Genomic DNA, 19,370 nt, shown 5'->3' on the forward strand with positions numbered 1-19,370 from the left:
CCGATCTGGATGGGTCTACCGGACCCTGACCTCATCGCGGGCCCGTTCCGGGGTCTGGGCGTGGATCTGGAAGCGCAGCGAACGGGCGTCGGTGAAGCACTCCCGCATCGGGCGCACCAGGTCCCGGTGCTCTTCGGTGCGCTCCTAGTCTCGAAGTCGGCAAGGCTCGCCCACTCGCTGGTGATCAGCCACTTCTCCGGGTCGGTCGACGAGCGGCAGACCTGGTCGACCAGATGCCCCGGCGACCAGATGCCGCACCTCCTCGTACGCGGCAAGGAACTCCTCGGTGCGGGGCAGCGGCACCCGGACCAGGAAGACCACTGGGGCCCGCTGCTCGCTCATGGCGTCTCTCCCCTCGCCGGCGCGGCCCCCCGCAGGACCAGCGCGCTGTTGAACCCGTCGAAGCCCCGCGCGCAGACCAGCGCGAGCCGACTGCGCGGCCGGCGATGCTCGCGCAGGAAGTCCAGCTCGCACCCGTCGGCCACCTCGTCCGGGGCGGCGGACGCGGGCAGCGTGTCGTGCGCGAACGCGAGCAGCGCGGTGGCCACGTCCAGCGCCGAGCCGCCCTGGTGTGCCCGGCCGGTCAACGGCTTCTGGGTGGTGACCGGGGGCGACCGGTCGGCGAACACGGCGCGCAGCGCCTCGGCCTCGCTGCGGTCGTAGCGGAGCACACCGAGAGCGTCCGGCAGCACCACGTCGATCCCGGCCGCCGCGACACCCGCCCGGCCCAGGGCCAGCCGCATCGCGCGGGCGTACTGGCCCGGATCGCCGGCGCTGTCGGCCGTGGTGTGCGCGGCGTCGTGGGTGGCGCCCCAGCCGCTCACCTCGCCGTAGATCCGGGCGCCCCGCGACAGGGCGTGCCCCAGCTCCTCCACCACGAACACCGCGCCGCCCTCGGCCGGCAGGTAGCCGCTGGCCGCCGCGTCGAACGGCCGGTACGCCCGCTCCGGGTCGGCGACGTCGCTGAGCAGCCCGGAGCGCAGCTGGCAGGCCAGCGCGTACGGACTCAGTGGACACTCGGTCGCCCCGGCGATCACCACGGGCGTGCCCCGGCGTACGGCGCGGGCGGCGTGCGCGAGGCTGTCCAGCCCGCCGGCCGTCTCCGCGACCAGCACCCCGCTCGGCCCCTTGAACTGGTGGTGGATGGAGAGCTGCCCGACGCTGGCCGCGTAGAACCAGGCGATCGACTGGTACGCGCCGACGGTGCGCGACGTCCCGCCCCACAGCCGTTGCAGCTCCCGCTGGCCGAACAGGTTGCCCCCGGACGAGCTGGCCAGGGCCACCGCGTAGCCGTACGGGTCGGGTGCCCGTTCGGGCAGGCCGGCGTCGGTAAGCGCCAGCCGGGTGGCGGCGAAGCCGAGGTGCGTCCACCGGTCGGTCTGCACCAGTTGCCGGCTGTCGGCGTAGGAGTCGGCAGTGAAGTCGGGGACCTCGCCGCCGAAGCGGGTCGGGTAGCCGGCCGGGTCGAACAGGGTGATCGGCCCGGTGCGCCGGGTGCCGGCCAGCACGGTGCGCCAGTGCGCGTCCACGCCGACGCCGCTCGGCGCGACCACCCCGATGCCGGTGACGACCGCCCGGGCGGCGCTCACGCCGCCACCGTCGGAGGCAGTCGACAGAACACCATCGCCGACTGGAAGCCGCCGAACCCGCTGCCCACCGACAGGGCCACGTTGACGGGCACCTCCCGCGCCTCGTTGGGTACGTAGTCCAGGTCGCACTCCGGGTCGCGGGTGCTCCAGTTGGCCGTCGGCGGCACGACGCCGAACTCGATCGCGAGGGCGCAGGCGGCCATCTCGATCGACCCGATCGCGCCGAGCGAGTGCCCCACCATCGACTTGATCGAGCTGATCGGCACCCGGTACGCGGCCTGGCCCAGCGCCCGCTTGAACGCGGCCGTCTCGTGCCGGTCGTTCTGCCGGGTCCCGGAGCCGTGGGCGCTGATGTAGGAGACCTGCTCGGGGATGATCCCGCCCTGCCGCAGCGCGTCGGTGACGGCGAGGCCCATCTCCAGCCCGTCCGGGCGCAGCCCGGTCATGTGGTAGCCGTTGCTGCGGCTGGCGTAGCCGGCGACCTCGCAGTAGATGTGGGCGCCCCGCCTGCGGGCGTGCCCCGCCTCCTCCAGCACCAGCACCGCCGCGCCCTCGGCCAGCACGAACCCGTGCCGGTCGGCGTCGAAGGGACGGGAGGCGTGCGCGGGGTCGTCGTTGTCGGGGCTGGTCGCCTTGATCGCGTCGAACGAGGCGACGGTCACCGGTGAGATCGGCGAGTCGGCCGCGCCGGCCAGCACGATGTCCGCCTCGCCGTCCACGATCAGCTGGTGGGCGTAGCCGATGGCGTCGATGCCCGACGTGCAGCCGGTGGAGACCACCTGCGCCGGGCCGTGCAGCCCGTGCCGGCAGGCCACGTCGGCGGCCAGGCTGCTGGGCACCAGCGCCTGGTAGAGGTACGGGCCGCCGAGCGCCGCGTCGACCAGCCAACGCCGGCCATGGTCGCTGACCCGCACGTACTCCTGTTCCAGGGCCATCGTGCCGCCCACGGCGGTGCCGAGCACCACCCCGGCGCGGTCCCGCTCGGCGTCGCTGAGCACCAGGCCGGCGTCGGCGATCGCCTCGGTGGAGCAGGCCAGCGCGAACTGCACGTACCGGTCGGCGCGGCTCCGTTCGGCGTCGGTGAGCCCCGCGGCGATCGGGTCGAAGTCGCACTCGGCGGCGATCTGGGAGCGGAACGGCGACGGGTCGAAGAAGCTGATCCGCCGGGTGGCCGTACGTCCCTCGGTGATGGTCTTCCAGAAGCGGTCCCGGCTGGCGCCGCCGGGAGCGACCACCCCGATGCCGGTCACCACCGTGCGACGCCCGCTCACGACCCGCCCCGTTGCTCGACCAGCTCCGTGTCGACGTGTCCCAGCTCCGGACGCGGGGCCAGCGGGCCCAGGTGGAAGACCACCTCGGCCGGCTCGGACCCGGTGTTGCGCAGCCGGTGCCGCACGTTGACCGGCACGAACAGCGCCTCCCCGGCCGCGACCTCGGTGGGCTGGTCGTCCAGGTCGACCGTGATCGCGCCACGCGCCACGTACAGGAACTCCTCGCTGTACGGGTGGTAGTGCTCGGCGATCCGCTCCCCCGGCGCGAGGGTGGCCACCCCGAGGAAGCCCGAGGTGCTGCCGACGGTGCGGGGCCCGAGCAGCACCCGCAGTTCGCCGCCGCGCCGCCGGTCGGCCGGTACGTCCGCCGCGCCGATCGGCCGGGTGCCCAGGTCACTCATCGCCGGCCCCCGTCGACTCGCCGGCGGCAACCGGGCTGTCCTGCGCGGCGCCGGCCGCCGGGCTGTTCTGCTCCTCGCGCTGCCGGGCGATCCGCTCCACCCGGTCCTTGATCACCGCGAGTTGGATGACGCTGTTGGTGTTGATCCGCTCGGTCATCCCGGCGTTGTCGACCGGCGCGGTGGGCTTCATGGCGAAGTCCTGCGTCCAGGTCATCCGGGTGCCGCCGGCCTCCTCGGTGTAGCGCCAGTGGATCCGCATGTACTCGAACGGCCCGGTCTCCACCCGGTGCGCCCGCACCTGTCGGCTGACCGGGTCGGCGGTGCGTTCGCTGACCCAGCTCCACGCCACCCCGGACTCGTCGGGGTGCATGGTGAGCCGGAACCGCACGGTGTGCCCGTCGCGGTGCAGGATCTCCACCACGGCGTACTCGGTGAACAGCTCGGTCCAGTTCGCCACGTCGTTGGTGACGTCCCAGACCAGCGCGAGCGGCGCGTCGATGACCACCGAGTTCTCGGTGTGCCCGGGCGGGTCGGTGCGCCGGGCGACCAGGTCGGCCACCGCCGGGATGCTCAGCTGCCCGGCCTGTTCGGGGATGCTCACCTGCCACCGGTCGGCGACGACCGCGGAGAGTTCCAGCAGGGCGAGCGAGTCCATGCCCAACTCCTCGAGCGACGCGGCGGGCGCGCGGGCGGCGGCGTCGGCGTCCAGTCCGCAGTGCGCCACCAGGATGTCGGTGATCTCGGCGGTCATCGGGCGACCATGGGTGACGGTCATCGGGTCCTCCGGTTGGATACGTCGGGCTCCGCGGCGGGCGCGGCGCGGGGTGTGGGGGTGGCCGTCGGCCGTTGCCCGGGCACCGGCGGCGAAGTGGCGAGCAGGCGGTCGACCAGGCCGGTGGTGTAGCGGCCCTTGCGGAACGCGGCGTCGTCGAGCACCCGCCGGACGAACGGGATGGTCGTGTGCACGCCCGGCCCGGCGATGTCGAACTCCTCCAGGGCACGCTCCAGCCGGTTGAGCGCCAGCTCCCGGTCGGGCGCCCAGACGATCACCTTGGCCAGCAGCGAGTCGTACCAGGGGCCGACCAGGTAGCCGGCGCTGGCGTGGGTGTCCACGCGGGTGAACGGGCCGCCGGGCGGGGTGAACCGCTCCAGGCGGCCGGGCGTCGGCGCGAAGCCGCGCTCCGGGTCCTCGGTGTTGACGCGGCACTCCACGGCGACGCCGTGCAGCTGGATCTCCTCCTGCCGCCACCGCAGCGGCACCCCGGCCGCGATGTGCAGCTGCTCGTGCACCAGGTCGATCCCGGTGACCATCTCGGTGACGGGATGTTCCACCTGGATCCGACAGTTGATCTCCAGGAAGTGGAAGCGTTCCTCGGCGTCCACCAGGAACTCCAGCGTGCCCGCGCCGACGAAGCCGACCTCCAGGGCACCCCGCAGCGCGGTCTCGGCGATGGAGTCGAGCGCCGCGGCGGACAGCGCCGGAGCAGGCGCCTCCTCGATGAGTTTCTGGTGCCGGCGCTGCACCGAGCAGTCCCGGGTGCCCAGGTGCACGCCGTTGCCGTGGGAGTCGCAGAGCACCTGCACCTCGACGTGCCGGGCCTCGGTGAGGTACCGCTCGACGTACACCCGGTCGTCGCCGAAGGCGGCCTGCGCGGCGGCCCGTGTCCGCGCGTACGCCCGGGCCAGCTCGGCCGGACGGCGCACCACTGTCATCCCCCGGCCCCCGCCCCCGGCGGCGGCCTTCACGATCACCGGGTAGCCGATGGCGTCGGCGACCTCGGCCGCCGCGGCGGCGGTCGCCACCGGCGCGACGCTGCCCGCCGGCAGCGGCAGCCCGGCCCGGCTCATGAGGGCCCGGGCCGAGGACTTGTCGGCCAGCGCCGCCATCACCGCCGGCGGCGGGCCGATGAACGTCAGGCCGTTGTCCGCGCAGATCTCGGCGAAGTCGGCGTCCTCGGAGAGGAAGCCGTACCCGGGATGCACGGCCTGCGCGCCCACCTGCCGGGCCGCCTCCACGATCGCGGCGGCGTTGAGGTAGCTGCGTCGGCTCGACGCCGGCCCGATGCGGACGGCCTGGTCGGCGAGGCGCACGGCCGCCGAGTCGGCGTCGGCGGCGGAGTAGACCACCGCCGTGCGCACACCCAGCTCCCGACACGCCCGCAGCACCCGCAGCGCGATCTCACCCCGGTTGGCGATCAGCACGGTCTCGAACATGGTTCACCCATCCCCGCCGTCAGGCCGGATCCAGCTCGACCAGTGGCTGGTCGTACTCCACCGGCTGGCCGTCCTCGACGAGGATCGCGGCCACCCGCCCGGCCCGGTCGGCGGTCACCTCGTTCATCAGCTTCATCGCCTCGACGATCGCGACCGGCTGCCCGGGGCTGACCAGGTCGCCCACCGCGACGAACGGCCTCGCGCCGGGCTCCGGCGCGCGGTAGAACGTGCCGACGATCGGCGCCCGGACCGCCGCGCGCCCGGGGACCGGCGGCCGGATCAGCGCGGCCGGCGGGCCGGGCACGCCCGCGCCCGCCGACGGTGTGGCGCCGGCCGGCGGCAGTGCCCGGGGTACGTCCGGCCGGGCGGCCGCCTCGTCCGGGTGCCACTGGACCTCCAGCACCGTCGTCCCGCTGCACAACCGGATCCGACGCACCGGACCGGGGAGTTCGGCGAGCAGGTGTTGCGCCTGTCGACGCAGCCCGACCAGCACCTCCTCGCCGTCCGCGTCGGTCCTCGGGTGCCCGTCCGCCGGCTGACGTCCGTCCGGGCGGACACCGTCGCGGGCGTCGGCCGGCTCGGGGCCGCTCTGCGCCGCGCTCGGGCTCTCGGCGTCGGCGCGGCCCTCGGCGTCGGTCCGGCCGTCCACGTCGGGTCGGCCGTTCGGGCCGTCCACGGTGGAGACCGTGGGCGCGGCGGTCATCGGGCACCCGCCCGGGCACCGGCGCGCGGGGCGCCGAACCGGCGGAACCGCTGCCGCCGCAGGCGGACCAGCATGGCGGGCGGCACGTCCAGCAGCGGCAGCAGGTTCGCCAGCAGCGCGGCGCGCAGCCGTCGGGCGGTCTCCGCGGGGTCGTCGTGGGCGGCCGTCGCCGGTTCGGGGACGATCTCGTCGACGACGCCGAGGCGACACAGGTCGGGTGCGGTCAGCCGGAGCGCGCGGGCGGCCTGCGGCGCGGCGGAGCGGTCCGGCCAGAGGATGGCGGCGCAGCCCTCCGGGCTGATCACCGAATAGACGGCGTGTTGGAGCATCAGCACCCGGTCGGCGACGGCGAGGGCCAGCGCGCCACCGCTGCCGCCCTCACCGGTGATCACCGCGAGGACGGGGGTGGGCAGCACGGTGAGGGTGAGGATGTTCTCCGCGATGGCTGCCGCCTGGCCCTGCTCCTCGGCGCTGATTCCCGGGTCGGCGCCGGGGGTGTCGACGAGAGTGACCACCGGCAGGCCGAGGCGGGCGGCGAGACGCATCAGTCGCAGCGCCTTGCGGTGCCCGGCGGGGCTGGCCATCCCGAAGTTGCGGGCGACCAGGTCGGCGGTGGTGTGCCCCTTCTGGTGGCCGATGACCATGACGTGCCGGCCGGCCAGCCGGGCGACACCGCCGACGATGGCGGGGCAGTCCCCGCCGAGCCGGTCGCCGTGCAGCTCGACGAACCCGTCGAAGACCGAGTCGAGATAGTCCAGGGTGGTGGGTCGACCCGGGTGACGGGCCGTGCGCACGGTGTCCCACGCGTCGCGTACCGCAGGTGTCGGGCCGTCGTCGGCCGGCCGCTCCCCGACCGGGCGGTGGCCGTCGGCCTCCGCCGGCGGGACCGTCGGGGCCGCGCCGGCCAGGCTCTCGTGGTGTCGCGCCGGCTCCTGACGGGGTACGGGCGCACGCGCCGGACGGCCGGCGCGGGCCGCGGCCAGCAGCGCCGCCAGTCGACCCCGCAGCGACCGGCGCTGCACCACCATGTCCACCTGACCGTGGCGCAGCAGGAAGTCGGCGGTCTGGAAGCCCTCCGGCAGCGCCCGGCCGGTGACCTGGCGGATCACCCGTGGTCCGGCGAAACCCATCCGGGCGCCACTCTCGGCGAGCACCAGGTCGGTGTTGGTGGCGAACGACGCCGCCACCCCTCCGTAGGTCGGGTCGGTGAGCACACTGACGGTGAGCAGACCCGCCTCGCGCAGCGCGGCGATGGCCTGGCTGACCGTGGCCATCTGCATCAGCGACAGGGCGCCCTCCTGCATCCGTGCCCCACCGGACGCGGTGACCAGGATGAGCGGCACCCGGTCGTCCAGCGCCCGCTCGGCGGTTCGGGTGATGAGCTCACCCACCGCGCAGCCGAGGCTGCCGCCGAGGAAGCGGAAGTCCATCACGGCCAGAGCGGCCGGCTGTCCGCCGATGGTGGCGGTCCCGCAGAGGACCGCCTCGGCCAGGCCCGTGCTGGCCCGCGCGGCGCTGAGCCGGTGCGGGTACGGCAGCACGTCGACGAAGTCGAGCGGGTCCGCCTCGGGCAGCCGGTCGGGCAGGAGGCGCAGGGACCCCGGGTCCACGAGCTGCCGCAGGCGTTCCGGGGCGCCGAGCCGGGTGTGCTCACCGCACTCCGGGCAGACGTCCAGGTTGCGTCGCAGCCGCTTGCGGTAGAGCAGGCTCGCACAGCCGGCGCAGCGGGACCAGAGTTGCTCCGCGTGCCCGGCGGGGGCGGTCACGAACGCCCCCCGGCGTCCGGGGCGTCGAACCGGTAGAAGCAGTGCGCCATCGCGTCGCGCGGCGAGCGCCAGGTCGGCAGGTACGGCGAGACGTATGGCCGCAGGCGGTCGCTGACCCGGACGAACTCGGGGTGACCACGGGCGGCCTCCACCGCCTCCTGCGCCGGATGCTCGGTGTCGAGCAGGTGCACGTACAGGTCGTGCAGTCGGTACAGCGAGCGGTGCCGGACGCCGACCAGGCGCGGCAGCTCGGTCGCGTCCGACTCGGCGAAGATGTCGGCGACCTGTTCCTCGGCGGTCGGTACGACCTTCGCGACGATCAGCGATCGGTCCATGGCTGGGCCTCCCCCCAACGGCGTCCGGGCCGGCCGGTGAACCTCCGGACGTGCTGGACGACTGCCGCCACGATGCGGCAGTCGTCGTCACGGCGGCGTCACCGCAGCGGCCCGACCGGCAGCGCTGCACGGTGACGCTGCGTTGACGCAACCTGTGTATGAGCTATGCGTCCCATGAATGCGGCCCCGACCCGAGAGAATGATGTTCTAGCAGTTCAGAACCGATCTCATGGTTGAGCGCGGCTGAGGGAAGGCCAACATCGGCGTTGACTCACCGTGACCACTATTGATAATCTTCACGGTGGTCAACCCGGCGGCTCCGGCGGGCGGTGCCGCGCCTTCACAGCCGTGGTCGCATTCCGTCGACGGGGTCGACGGAATGCAAGGCGGCAGCCGATCCGGGACACAGCAGACAGTCGGGACGAGCGTTCCGCAGGGGGTGCCGCCGTGGCCGCTGAGCCGTCCGTGCCGACCGCCGCAGGTCCCGGCGAGACCGACCTCGCACTGCACCTGCTCGGCGGTTTCCGGCTCCTGCACGCCACCGCGCACATCGTGGTGCCGCGCGGTCTGCAACGGGTGATCGCGCTGATCGGGCTGCGTCCCGGCGCGACCCGCAGCCAGTTGGCCGGGCTGCTCTGGCCCGACGTGTCGGAGGACCGGGCGCTGTCGTCGCTGCGCACCGCGCTGTGGCGGCTGCGGCAGGACCCGTGTTGCCCGATGGTCGTGGCCGGCGACACGGTCCGACTGGCACCGGCGGTACGGGTCGACGTGGACGACCTCGTGCAGACGGCCGCGCGCGTCCGCAACGGTGACGACCCGCGGACCACCGCCGGGGCGCTCGCCGCCGGCCGGCACGACCTGCTGCCCGGCTGGTACGACGACTGGGTGTTGCTGGACCGGGAACGGCTGCGACAACTGCGCCTGCACATGCTGGAGCAGGTGGCCGCGCAGCACCTCGCGGCGGGGCGGCACGGCGAGGCGCTGGATGCCGCGTTGGAGGCGATGGCCGCCGAGCCGCTGCGCGAGACGCCACACCGGCTGGTGGTGCGCATCCATCTCGCCGAGGGCAACGCCTTCGAGGCCGTGCACGCCTTCTACGTCTACCGTGACCTGTTGCGCCGGGAGCTACGCCTGGAGCCCAGCCCGGCGATGAGCGCCCTGCTCGACGACACGCTCGCCCCGATCCGGGCGGCCACCCGCCCGGCGGCCGTCGGCCGGGAGCCCGCCGCCCGGCCGTCATCGGCCGGGTGACGCACGTGACGGTGACGTGACACACCCTGCGGCACGGTGGGCGCAACGAGCACGTGACCACCGGCCCACGGGCCGGGATCGGCCACCGGCGGAAGGGTTCACATGAGTCGTCTACTGATCGTCAACCGGATCATCCCGGGCGCGGAGGAGCGGGTCGCCCAGATCTTCGCCGAGTCCGACGCCACCGAACTGCCCGGTCTGACCGGCGTCACGCACCGGTCCCTGTACTGCCTGCACGACGTGTTCGTGCACCTCATCGAGACCTCGGACGTCGACCCGGGCGCCCTCGCCGCCGCCCGCAACCACCCGCTCTTCCAGCAGGTCAACGAGCGACTCGCCGCCCACACCTCGCCGTACCTGTCGACCTGGCGCTCCCCCCAGGACGCCATCGCCGACTGCTTCTACCGCTGGGACGCGGCCGACGTGGCGGCGCCCCACCCGGCCGGCTGACATGTCCACCGCCCCGCCGCACGTCCTGATCATCGGCGCCGGCACCGGCGGGCTGCGCCTCGCGCACGGGCTGCGTCGCGCCGGGATCAGCGTCGCCGTCTACGAACGGCACCACCACAGCGCCGAAGGGCTGCTCGGTTACCGGGTGGGCATCGGCCCCACCGGCAGCCGGGCGCTGCGCGAGTGCCTGCCGCCGAAGCTGTCGCCACGTTCCTGGCCACCTGCGCCCAGCCGCCGAGCTACTTCAACGTCGTCACCCAACGGCTGCGCCAGACCGCCTCGTTCGAGTTGCGGCCGGCCGTCGACCCGGTGCGCACCGAACACTCGGTGGCCCGGATGGTGCTGCGCCAGGTGTTGCTGACCGACCTGGGCGACGTGGTGCGTTTCGACAAGACCTTCGTCCGGTACGAGCAGCACGACGACGGCACGGTCACCGCGTACTTCGCCGACGGGACCAGCGCCATCGGCGACCTGCTGGTGGCGGCGGATGGCACACACTCGGCGGTACGCCACCAGTACCTGCCACACGCGGTCACCCGCGACGCCGGCACCATCAACATCGCCACCCGCATTCCGCTGACCGCGCAGACCCGCGACCTCGTACCCGAGCGGGTCCGCAAGGGCATCTCGCTGATCTTCGGCGTGGTGGGCCGACTCGCGTTGCTCGGCGCGCGCGGCTACTTCGGAGTGACCAGTCGGGTGCCCCCGCTGCGGTGCCGCTTCGTCGACGACTTCCACACCTACGAGGGCGACGAGGACTGAGCGCGGCACCACCGACCCGGGCACGGCGACACGGCGCCGACCCGGGTCGCTGCGTGGGCGGCGGTCACCCCGGGGCCCGGCCCTGGTCGTCGCGCGGAACGCCGTCGAACGGCGCACGGGGCCCGCCGGTTCCGTCCTGCCGTGGCTGCGACGCTGCGTCACCCGTCAGGCACCAGCTGAGGTGACCGTCCCGACCATCGTGCCGACGACCGGTCCTCTCTGTCATCGGCAAAGCGCGTGTGCAAAGCTGCGGCGAGTTTTTCTCGTGACTTTTTCGATGAAATGAGAGGGAGGTTCGCCGTGGAGTGGTCTATCGGACACTCGCTGATAGTGGTACTGGCGTTGTTGCTGGGCCTGGCCGCCGGATGGTTGCTGCGCGGCCGGCAGGACACGCGGGCCAGCGGGAAGGGTCAGTCGATCGTGGACGGTGACCCCGTCGCCGGCCTGGCCGTGATCGACACTCCGGTGCCGCCGGCCGCCACCGACGAGGCCTCCCCGGCGGCGGCCGTGGACGCCCCCCCGGCCGCGGTCACCGAGGAGCCGACCCCGGTGGACACGGTCAGCGCACCGGCTGCGATGACCACGCGGGACGACTTCGCCCCGGACGCCGTCGACACGGGCGACATCGCCCTCACCGACGCCCCGCCGCCCGTCCCCGCCACCGAGCGGACCGACGCGGTCGACGAACCGCCCGCGGTCGCGGCGGAACCGGAGCCGGTCGCGGTCGACGAGCAGCCCGCCCCGGCGACGGTGATCGCCCCGCGGCAGCCGATGGACGACAGCATCGACACCCTGCCGTCCGAGGCGTCCCACGCCGAGGCAACCCCGGCGGAGGTCGCGCAGGCGGAGACCAACCCGGCCGAGACCAACCCGGCCGAGACCACCGAGGCCGAGGCCATCCCGGCCGAGACCAGCCCGGCGGAGACCAGCCCGGCCGAGACCAACGAGGCCGAGGTCACGCAGGCCGAGACCACGGACGCCGAGGTCACCCCGGCCGAGGCGACGCCGGCGGTTGCGGCGGGCGCGACCTCGGCGGACGTCGAGGACGCCGAGCCGGTGCGGGCCGCCCCGCCGGTCCGGATGGCCGAGACCACGCCGACGCAGGCGGACACCGAACCGACGGGCCCGGCGGACGACTTCCGCCGGATCCAGGGGGTCGGGCCGAAGATGGCGGCCGCGTTGCAGGCGGCCGGCGTACGCACCTACCGCCAGCTCGGCGAGCTGGACGAGCCGGCGCTGCGCGACCTGATCCGGACCGCCGGTCTACGTGCGGCACCCGCGTTGGCCACCTGGCCCCAGCAGGCGCGGGTGCTGGCCGGCGCCGGTGACCAGGCGACCGCGGTGTTGCCGGGTGGCAGCCAGGGCTGAGAGCCGACAGCGAACCCCCGGGCGCCCGTCTTCCCGACGGTCGGCCCGGGGGTTCCGTCGTTGTGGCGGAGCAGTCGGGGGCCGAGAGCCAGGGCCGTGATCGACCCGATGTCCCGAAAACCGGGCCATCCACCCGCCCGGACACCCCGGCCTCAGGAGAGCCGAGTCGATCAACCGCCTCCCCGGTCGGGGGACGACCAGACGAATCCGGAGTGGCGCGTCCGACCGCTGGCTAGCGTCGGTCGAGGTGGGCCGGATGGCTCGCCGCGTCCACCGGCACCGCAGGAGCAATCGTGCACCTCTCCGCGCCGGAGCCCGGGGACCGCAAGAGCCGACCGCCGGTGCGCGACCCGGATGCCCCCCGCCGGGTGACGCTGCTCGAACTCTTCTTCGACCTGGTGTACGTGGTCGCGCTCGCCCTCATCTCGCGGGGCATGGTCAACCAGCTCGACTGGCATCGGGCCGGTCAGTCGTTGATCCTGCTGGCCGCCGTCTGGTGGACGTGGGCGATCACCACCCTCGTCACCGACCTGTACGACCCGGACCGCACCGAGATCAAGCTGCTGATCAGCGCCGTGATGTTCGGCGCCCTGTTGATGACCACCGCGATCCCGGAGGCGTTCGGCGCACGGGGAATCGTCTTCGCCGCCACGTACGTGGCCATCCACCTCGGGCGCGGGCTGTTCCTGGTGCCGGCCGTGCGCCGGGAACCGCAGACCCAGCGCAGGGCCGTGCGCATCTTCGTCTGGTTCGCCGTGTCGGCGATCCCCTGGATCATCGGCGGGTTCGTCAGCGGCGACGCCCGGCTGGCGTGCTGGGCCATCGCGCTCGCCATCGACTACGGCGGCTTCCGGCTCGCGTACCCGGTGCCCGGGTTGGGGGTGGTGCCGGAGCCGCAGCGCAACGTCACGGCCGAGCACCTCTCCGAGCGGTACCAGCAGTTCTTCATCATCGCCCTCGGCGACGCCATCCTGACGATCGGCACCATGTTCAACCTGGCCCACTCCGCGGCGCAGAACATCGCGTCGTTCGCCGTGGCGTTCGCGACCACCCTGCTGCTCTGGCGGATCTACGTCCACAAGTCCGGCCAGCTGCTGCCGACGGCGATCAAGATGTCCGGGGCGCCGGGCAAGTTCCTGTTCACCGCGCCGTACACCCACCTGCTGATGATCTCCGGAGTGGTGGTCACGGCCTCCGGGTTCGACCTGGTGCTGCACGACGACCCCGGCCGTACGCCGCCGGCCTGGGTGGCGGTGATCCTCGGCGGCCCGGCGCTGTTCCTGGTCGGCCGGTCCTCATTCGAGTACGAGGTGTTCAGCCGGGTGTCGCCGTCGCGGGCCGGCGGCCTCCTGGCGCTGCTGACGATCGCGCCGGCGGCGATGTACCTGCCGCCGTTGTGCGCCTCCCTCGGCGCCCTGCTGGTGTTGGCCGGCGTCGCGTACGCCGACTATCGCCGCAGTCGCGGCAAACCGCCGGAGTCCCCCGCCCCGCCGCACTGACCCCCCGCACCGGCCAGCACCGGCAGGCCGATCCGGTGATGGCTCACACCAGCGCTCCCGCGTACCCCCGGACCTGCAACCGTCGCCCGGCGGTGTTGCCGAGGCGCACCTGAAGGCCCAGCGGAGCGGCGGCCCGGCGTACGTCGTCCAGGTGCAGCGAACCGTGCCGGTCCACGGTCAGCACCGGCGGCTCCTCCAGCTCGCACTCCGGCGCGTGGAAGGAGAGCAGGGTCACCGAGGTGGTGAGGTAGCCGGGGTAGGCGGCGCGGGCGGCCGCCTCGTCCGGGTGGGCGAGCACCACCAGGTCGTCGAGGTGGGCGAAGTCGGCGGCGAGCGCGCCGGCCTTCCAGTGCGCCGGCTCCTCGACCACCCCGGTGTGGTGTCGGGACCGGTTCGCCGACGTGATGTAGAGGTGATCGGTGCCGGTCTCGGCGAGCGCCCGCTCGAAGAACGTGTTGGACGGGCAGGTCAGACCGGGAGCGATGACCTGGGTGGTACGCAGGCCGTGGTCGAGCTGGGTGAGGTGTTCGGGCAGCCGGTCGGCGGCGGGGCCCCGGAATCCGAACGGCCCGGCGCCGTAGAGGGCGTCCATCAGCGCCCGCACCCGGCCGATCGGCAGCCGGGGCGAGATCCGGGACCAGTCGAACATTCCCGGGATCCGTCCGATGGCGGTGGTGATGCTGCCGACCTGGTGGACCGGGCGGCCCTTGGCCAGGTTGACCCGGCGGACGGTGGTCGCGTCCGGCCGGGTGACGATCGCGTAGAAGTTGGCGAACGCCACCGCGACGACCGCGCCGCCGGCGAGCGCGCGGGCCGCGACCGCGACGTCCTCGGGGCGGTCGATGGACAGAAATGGGGTCGGCGCGTTCATGGGTCCTCCTCGGCGGGGCCGTGAGGCAGTTCTACGTCCGGTCGCCCGTACCGCGGCCGGGTCGGTCGGCGATCCGATAGCCGACCGTCGGGACGCGATGCGGGCGGCCGATGCCGACGCGGTACCGACGGCGGACGGCATCGGCCGGACGGAGGATCCGGCGTAGGTGCCGGACGCCCACCGTTAGCCGCGCGACCCGATTGGGTACAACGCCTGCACCTCAGATCCACCACATTCCTTCAGGAGGCAGCGATGCGCGGCACCTCGATACTCGGAGTCATCGTCGTGATCTGGCTGGTGATCGGCGCCATCGCCGGCGGCCAGCGGGGCTACTACAGCGGCGACGACACCAACTGCGCCGAGGCCGGCACGATCCTGGTCACGATCGTGGCCGGACCGCTCAACTACATCGGGGCCAACCCCAAGGTCGACTGCAAGCTGCCCGAGCCGTCCAAGTAGGACGAACACGGTCCACCGGCCCGCGCCCGTCCAGGGCGCGGGCCGTTTGCCGCCCGGGGTTGAGGGGCACGGTGCCCGCCCCGGGGCGGGCACCGTCACACCGCGCAGCGCGGACGGGCACCGTCACACCGCGCAGCGCGGACGGGCACCGTCACACCGCGCAGCGCGTCCTAGGAGGCTGGTTCGGAGGCGTGGGCGGCGTTTGTCGGTCCCGAGCGACCGGCGTCAGCGGGCGGACGGAATCGGGAGCGTGTCGTCGACGCAGCAAGCGCGCACGTGGAGGAGAAGCACATCCGCGAGCTCTTCGCCGTCGGCCCCGATCCCGAGCCGCACGTGGCGAAGGTCCGGTCGTACGTCGACGCCGGCTTCGACCACGTCGTTCTGCAGAACGCCGGCGGCGACCCCGACGGCTTCCTCGACTTCTTCGCCGCCGACCTCGCCGGCCGGCTGCGCGCCCTCCACCAAAGGTCACCTTAAGGCCGCAATACGGACAGAAAGGTGTGAACGTGAACAGTGCTGCCATTCATCTTCAATGACACCAGCAATGCACGCGCTCACCCGCCGACGTGGATGCCGGGCCGACGCAGCGGGTCGGGCTCGATAAGGCGAATGATCTCCCGTACCACCGGCGGGGTGTCCCCCTGGCCGAGGATCAGGTAGCGCAGCAGATGCGCGATCGGGCTGCCCTCCGACCACTCGAAGTGCGCGTGCGGGCGTACCCCGGTGGCGTCGCGCAGCGCCAGCAGGATCGCGGCGATCGCGTTCGGCGCGGCCGGGCTGCTGGCCCGCAGCACCCGGAAGCCGGCCACCTCGACGCCGTGCACCCGCAGCACCTGGCTGAACCCCGACGGATCCACCACGTCGATCTCCAGGAACAGCACGTCGGCGGCCCCGGGCACCGGGTTGATGCTCCGCTGCGCCCGCTCCTTGATCGTGTACTCCTTCGCTGAGCCGCTCTGCCGCTTGTTGGCGATGAGGTGCAACTGCCCGTCATGAGCCAGCGAATCGGCGACGAACCGGCGGGCCGGCTCGTCGAACTCGATCCGCTCGGCGCGCAGCTCCGTCGTCCGGGTGACGCGGGAGATCAGCGACACCACGATGATGCCCAGGATGAACAGCGCCGAGATGGTGATCCCGTCCGGTTGCTCGACGACGTTCTCCAACAGCGCGTACAGCAGCACCAGGGTCAGCACCGTGAACCCGATGCCGGCGGCGCGCTGGCGGTGCCGGACCGCGGAGATGGTCACCGCCACCGCGCCGGAGACCATCATCGCCAGGATGCCGGTAGCGTACGCCCCGGCCTGGGCGTTGACGTCGGCCCGGAAGGCGATCGTGATGGCGACGCTGACCACGGTGTAGACGATCACCACCGGGCGTACCGCGCGCGCCCATTCCGGGGCCATGCCGTACGAGGGCAGGTAGCGGGGCACGATGTTGATCAGGCCGGCCATGGCCGACGCGCCGGCGAACCAGAGGATGAGCACGCTGCTCACGTCGTAGACGGTGCCGAAACCCTCGCCGAGATAGGTGTGCGCCAGGAAGGCCAGCGCCCGACCGTTCGCGGGGCCGCCCGGGCGGAACGCGGCGGCGGGAATGAGCGCGGTGGTCACGAAGGTCGTCGAGATCAGGTACACCGACATGATCAGCGCGGCGGTGGTGAGCAGCCGGCGGGTGTTGCGGATCCGGGCGGCCAGCCGGGCCGCCGGGTCCGGGCCGTCGGCCGACACCAGCGGCATCATGCTGACGCCGGTCTCGAAGCCGGACAGCCCCAGCACCAGCAGCGGGAACGCCAGCACGGCCGTGATCAGGACGTGGCCCGCCCCGCCGCCCGCGGTCAGCGCGGTGGTCCAGTCCGACACGATGGCGGGGTCCTCGACGATCCGGGTCACCGCGACCACCACGATCACCGCGTTGAGGACGAGGAAGACCGCCACCAGCGGGATGGCCACCACGACGGCCTCGCGGAAGCCGAGCAGGAACACGCCGCCGAGGACGAGCAGCAGCGCCGCAGTGACCAGCACCGGCACCGCCGGGCCGTGCAGGGCGTCCGGCAGGTACGGGTTCTCCAGCAGGTGCACGGTGGCGTCGGCCGAGGACAGGGTGATCGTGATGATCCACGAGGTGGCCACGAACCCGAGCAGCACGAGCACGAAGATCTTGCCCCGCCAGAACGGCAGCAGCCGTTCCAGCATCGCGACCGAGCCCTGCCCGTGCGGGCTCTCCTGGGCCACCCGGCGGTACATGGGCAGCATGCCGAACAGGGTCAGCGCGACGATCAGCATGGTCGCCAGCGGGGACAGCGCACCAGCGGCCACCGCCGCGATGCCCGGCAGGTAGGACAGGGTGGAGAAGTAGTCCACGCCGGTCAGGCACATCACCTGCCACCAGGGGTGCCGGCGGCTCTGCCCCTCTTCGGCCTCCGGGCCGGGCGGCTGCACCTGGTGCTGGAAGAGCCACCGGCGCAGCGGGCTGGCCGGCGGCGCCGACCGGGCCGGACTGTCGACCCGCTCGGGCACCACGACACCCCGCCGGCCGCCGGAGTGCGGGCGGGCCGGGTCGCGGGCGGCGCGCAGGGCCGGGTCCGGTCCCGTCGGCGTATGGCGTCGTCCGTTCCAGCGTCGCGGTCTCGCCCGGTGCTCGTCAGCCATCGCCCGTCCCACCCTCGCAGGTCCTGATCCGACGGTAGGTGGTGCCCGGCGGTCCGACCGGCGGAACCGGGTATGCGGATGGCCTGCTCAGGGCAGGTCCTCATCCGGCGAGCAGCCGAGCGAGGGCCGGCGGGTCGGCAACGGTGACCGTGGCCGCCGGATGCCGGGGCCAGCCGCCGGGCGCCAGAGCCGGCACCGGTACGCCGAAGCGCAGGCAGACCCCGCCCGCCGTGCTGCTGCCGAAGCTCACGCCGCCGTCGACCAACGACAGGTGCGGGCCGATCACCCGCCACCAGCGGTACGGGCCGCCCACCTCGGCGCCGAGCACGTTGTCCCGGCCGGTGCGCAGCCGCCACGGCCCGTACCGGATCAGGAGGTCCTGGTCGGTGACGGCGACCCAGGCCGTCGCCGGCCGCACACCCAGCAGCGCCAACGGCGGACGGAACGCCGGGTCGAAGCGGAACGGAAACCGGGCCGGAGCGGCGGTCATCGCGCACCGGGACGGGCGGCGGGTCGCGGTACCGGGCCGCCCGGCCGCAGCGGACCGGGCCGCGCGGGGCGGGGTCGGGCGGCGGGCCGACGCCGGGCCAGGACGGTCATGGCGCGGGCGTACCCCGTACGAGCCGACCGACACCCCCGGCCGGTGCCCCGTTGACGACCGAGCACACCGCGGCCGGTCCGGCCCCCCACCACCGTGCGGTGGCCCGTACCCCCGCGTGGCCGCTGGGCCGGCCGGCGGCCCGTCCCGTCACCGCCGACCGGCACAGCGAGCCCGGCCCGCACCCGCTCCCCCGCCGCCGGCCGGCAACCCCCGGGCCGGCCGACGACGGCAGACGGTCGACACCCCCCGAGCCGACCGGCTGACTCCCCGCCGCCGCCGGTGAACACCGGTCGACCCGCGGGTGGTGGAGCTGGTGGGGCGGACGCGCCCCCGCGCTCCGCCGCCCCCACGGGCGGAGCGCGGGGACCCCCCGTCCCGGCTACTGCAGGAACGCCCCGAGGGGCGAGAGCAGCAACCGGCCGAGCGCCGCGGCGTTGTCGTCCAACCGCGTGCGCTCACACTCGCGGGCGTCCGGATCGTGCCGGCACCGCCAGATCTTCTGCGCGTTGCGCCAGGCGACATCGCGGGTGTACTCGACCAGTTCCCCCTGGTACCAGTCGTCGATGTCGCCGTTGAGCATGTCGATGAGCAGCTGCCACCGCTCCAGATAGCCTCGGCGCAGGCCGGGGATCTTGTCCGCGAAGATGTTGTTGATCTCCAGGTAGTCGTGGTGCTGGTCGGTGCCGTCGACCGGCTCCGACTCCAGGTGGTCGAACGTCGTCACCAACGCGAACGGCAGATCGAAGTTGATGTGCGCGTTCACACCTGCCGCCGCCGACGGCAACGGGCGAGCGTCCGGCCCGCGCATCCGCGAGAACAGACACGACCACGCCTTCGGCGTGCCGGGGCTGGAGTCGGTCCACAGCCGCAGGGCGTCGAAGTAGCGGGCCGCGAACTCGACATCCAGCCGGGAGAGGAACACCGGGTCGACGAAACGGTCGTCGTACAGACCGTCCAGCACGCTGCTGGTGATCGTCAGGTAGAGCTTGTTGAAGTCGGCGAGCGGGCAGCTCGCCTCCAGCGGCGGCAGCCGCACCAGCATGTCCTGGAGCTTGGTGAGGTGATCGACCACCGCTGGCACGTCCGCCGGATGGTCGGCCAGCAGGTCGACGATGTCCCGGTGCACGGGCCCCCAGACGGGTTCGGTCATCTCTCCTCCATTGTGGTCGTGACGCCCCCGCG

The 19,370-nt window shown here is 73.4% G+C and carries 18 protein-coding genes and 2 pseudogenes; 7 read left to right on the plus strand and 13 right to left on the minus strand.

Features of this window, described 5'->3' with window-relative positions; all coding sequences use genetic code 11:
* Window positions 1-15 precede the first annotated feature (15 nt).
* The 9 genes and pseudogenes from ABZT87_RS20105 to ABZT87_RS20145 all read right to left on the minus strand — a co-directional run bounded on the left by ABZT87_RS20105 (window position 16) and on the right by ABZT87_RS20145 (window position 8,279).
* Window positions 16-342: pseudogene (locus ABZT87_RS20105) on the minus strand (antibiotic biosynthesis monooxygenase family protein).
* Complete coding sequence (locus ABZT87_RS20110; protein WP_355137283.1) at window positions 339-1,589, minus strand: beta-ketoacyl synthase N-terminal-like domain-containing protein; 1,251 nt, start codon at window positions 1,587-1,589, stop codon at window positions 339-341. The pseudogene ABZT87_RS20105 and the gene ABZT87_RS20110 overlap by 4 nt, the downstream one beginning before the upstream one ends.
* Window positions 1,586-2,860: a beta-ketoacyl-[acyl-carrier-protein] synthase family protein gene (locus ABZT87_RS20115; protein WP_355137285.1), complete on the minus strand. Its 1,275-nt coding sequence runs from the start codon at window positions 2,858-2,860 to the stop codon at window positions 1,586-1,588. Before ABZT87_RS20115 ends, ABZT87_RS20110 begins: the two co-directional genes overlap by 4 nt.
* Window positions 2,857-3,261: a cupin domain-containing protein gene (locus ABZT87_RS20120; protein WP_354862623.1), complete on the minus strand. Its 405-nt coding sequence runs from the start codon at window positions 3,259-3,261 to the stop codon at window positions 2,857-2,859. Before ABZT87_RS20120 ends, ABZT87_RS20115 begins: the two co-directional genes overlap by 4 nt.
* Window positions 3,254-4,036, minus strand: coding sequence for an SRPBCC family protein (locus tag ABZT87_RS20125; protein ID WP_355137287.1), 783 nt, complete (start codon window positions 4,034-4,036; stop codon window positions 3,254-3,256). Before ABZT87_RS20125 ends, ABZT87_RS20120 begins: the two co-directional genes overlap by 8 nt.
* Window positions 4,033-5,475 carry an acetyl-CoA carboxylase biotin carboxylase subunit gene (locus ABZT87_RS20130; protein ID WP_355137289.1) on the minus strand — a complete coding sequence of 481 codons (1,443 nt, stop codon included), beginning with the start codon at window positions 5,473-5,475 and terminating at the stop codon, window positions 4,033-4,035. The genes ABZT87_RS20125 and ABZT87_RS20130 overlap by 4 nt, the downstream gene beginning before the upstream one ends.
* 19 nt (window positions 5,476-5,494) lie before the next feature.
* Entirely contained in the window at window positions 5,495-6,178 is a 684-nt protein-coding gene (locus tag ABZT87_RS20135; protein WP_355137291.1) for a biotin/lipoyl-containing protein, read from the minus strand.
* Entirely contained in the window at window positions 6,175-7,944 is a 1,770-nt protein-coding gene (locus ABZT87_RS20140) for an acetyl-CoA carboxylase carboxyltransferase subunit alpha (RefSeq protein ID WP_355067767.1), read from the minus strand. Before ABZT87_RS20140 ends, ABZT87_RS20135 begins: the two co-directional genes overlap by 4 nt.
* Window positions 7,941-8,279, minus strand: a complete 339-nt coding sequence (locus tag ABZT87_RS20145; RefSeq protein WP_354862797.1) for a TcmI family type II polyketide cyclase — start codon at window positions 8,277-8,279, stop codon at window positions 7,941-7,943. Before ABZT87_RS20145 ends, ABZT87_RS20140 begins: the two co-directional genes overlap by 4 nt.
* A 447-nt stretch (window positions 8,280-8,726) precedes the next feature.
* On the opposite strand from ABZT87_RS20145, the gene ABZT87_RS20150 reads away from it, so the two are divergent.
* The 5 genes and pseudogenes from ABZT87_RS20150 to ABZT87_RS20170 all read left to right on the plus strand — a co-directional run bounded on the left by ABZT87_RS20150 (window position 8,727) and on the right by ABZT87_RS20170 (window position 13,609).
* Window positions 8,727-9,530, plus strand: a complete 804-nt coding sequence (locus ABZT87_RS20150) for a BTAD domain-containing putative transcriptional regulator (RefSeq protein WP_355137293.1) — start codon at window positions 8,727-8,729, stop codon at window positions 9,528-9,530.
* A gap of 102 nt (window positions 9,531-9,632) precedes the next feature.
* The gene (locus ABZT87_RS20155) at window positions 9,633-9,980 is read left to right on the plus strand and encodes a TcmI family type II polyketide cyclase (protein ID WP_354862794.1); all 348 of its coding nucleotides are present in this window, start codon (window positions 9,633-9,635) and stop codon (window positions 9,978-9,980) included.
* Between the two features lies 1 nt (window position 9,981).
* Window positions 9,982-10,646: pseudogene (locus ABZT87_RS20160) on the plus strand (FAD-dependent monooxygenase); the annotation flags it as partial.
* Between the two features lie 396 nt (window positions 10,647-11,042).
* Window positions 11,043-12,110 (plus strand): hypothetical protein, encoded by a 1,068-nt coding sequence (locus tag ABZT87_RS20165; RefSeq protein ID WP_355137295.1) that lies wholly within the window; start codon window positions 11,043-11,045, stop codon window positions 12,108-12,110.
* A 293-nt stretch (window positions 12,111-12,403) separates the two neighbouring features.
* Window positions 12,404-13,609, plus strand: a complete 1,206-nt coding sequence (locus tag ABZT87_RS20170; RefSeq protein ID WP_355067763.1) for a low temperature requirement protein A — start codon at window positions 12,404-12,406, stop codon at window positions 13,607-13,609.
* A gap of 43 nt (window positions 13,610-13,652) precedes the next feature.
* On the opposite strand, the gene ABZT87_RS20175 is transcribed toward ABZT87_RS20170, so the two are convergent.
* Window positions 13,653-14,480, minus strand: a complete 828-nt coding sequence (locus tag ABZT87_RS20175) for a hypothetical protein (RefSeq protein ID WP_355137297.1) — start codon at window positions 14,478-14,480, stop codon at window positions 13,653-13,655.
* 252 nt (window positions 14,481-14,732) lie between these two features.
* Between ABZT87_RS20175 and ABZT87_RS20180 the strand changes: the two genes are divergently transcribed.
* Together ABZT87_RS20180 and ABZT87_RS20185 are read left to right on the plus strand one after the other, a co-directional pair.
* Complete coding sequence (locus ABZT87_RS20180) at window positions 14,733-14,939, plus strand: hypothetical protein (protein ID WP_007460667.1); 207 nt, start codon at window positions 14,733-14,735, stop codon at window positions 14,937-14,939.
* Between the two features lie 276 nt (window positions 14,940-15,215).
* The gene (locus ABZT87_RS20185) at window positions 15,216-15,416 is read left to right on the plus strand and encodes a hypothetical protein (RefSeq protein WP_355137299.1); all 201 of its coding nucleotides are present in this window, start codon (window positions 15,216-15,218) and stop codon (window positions 15,414-15,416) included.
* A gap of 77 nt (window positions 15,417-15,493) precedes the next feature.
* Here the strand turns inward: ABZT87_RS20185 and ABZT87_RS20190 are convergent, their stop codons facing one another.
* The 3 genes from ABZT87_RS20190 to ABZT87_RS20200 all read right to left on the minus strand — a co-directional run bounded on the left by ABZT87_RS20190 (window position 15,494) and on the right by ABZT87_RS20200 (window position 19,338).
* A complete protein-coding gene (locus ABZT87_RS20190; RefSeq protein ID WP_355137301.1) occupies window positions 15,494-17,587 on the minus strand; it encodes an amino acid transporter in 2,094 nt (697 codons plus the stop codon).
* Between the two features lie 100 nt (window positions 17,588-17,687).
* Window positions 17,688-18,077 carry a hypothetical protein gene (locus ABZT87_RS20195; protein ID WP_355137303.1) on the minus strand — a complete coding sequence of 130 codons (390 nt, stop codon included), beginning with the start codon at window positions 18,075-18,077 and terminating at the stop codon, window positions 17,688-17,690.
* A 490-nt stretch (window positions 18,078-18,567) separates the two neighbouring features.
* Window positions 18,568-19,338 carry a DUF5995 family protein gene (locus ABZT87_RS20200; protein ID WP_354862756.1) on the minus strand — a complete coding sequence of 257 codons (771 nt, stop codon included), beginning with the start codon at window positions 19,336-19,338 and terminating at the stop codon, window positions 18,568-18,570.
* Window positions 19,339-19,370: the final 32 nt, after the last annotated feature.

It is taken from the genome of Micromonospora sp. NPDC005237 (assembly GCF_040607775.1).
Lineage (GTDB): Bacteria > Actinomycetota > Actinomycetes > Mycobacteriales > Micromonosporaceae > Micromonospora.